1 protein-coding gene is annotated in these 392 nt (G+C 40.1%); it reads left to right on the top strand.

All coding sequences use genetic code 11. The features are described 5' to 3' along the window. The first annotated feature begins 22 nt into the window (after nt 1–22). Nucleotides 23–382 (top strand): metal-binding protein, encoded by a 360-nt coding sequence (locus NOG12_RS13305; RefSeq protein WP_110077049.1) that lies wholly within the window; start codon nt 23–25, stop codon nt 380–382. Nucleotides 383–392: the final 10 nt, after the last annotated feature.

Raw genomic sequence — 392 nt, 5'->3', positions numbered from 1 at the left:
GCGTTAAATGCCAAGGGAAGCTATGTGCAATTGCAAAGAACAACCCGCTTTAATTGATATCAGCAACAATCACTCTGATTTCAAATCAAAGCTAAACCAACTGGATGTTGGTAATTGGGTTTTGTTAATGCAATGTCCCGATTGCAAGCAACTCTACAAAGTCGATGAGTGGGATAAATATCAAACCTGCTATGCAGTAAAAATACCCTCATCCGAAAACTGGGAAGCATTTGATAGTGAGTCACTCATAAAAGATAAAATTGTTCAAAATCACGGCGGTCTTACCAACGAATCATGCATGTGGTCAGGCTGTGACATCAAGCAAGTAAAAGGTAGTGCTTACTGTGTTAACCATCTCTATTCTGGTGGAGCTCGTGCGTAAGCATTTAACA

It is taken from the genome of Pseudidiomarina fusca (genome assembly GCF_032227045.1).
Taxonomy (GTDB): domain Bacteria; phylum Pseudomonadota; class Gammaproteobacteria; order Enterobacterales; family Alteromonadaceae; genus Pseudidiomarina; species Pseudidiomarina fusca.
This window is presented reverse-complemented; position numbering and strand designations above follow the sequence as displayed.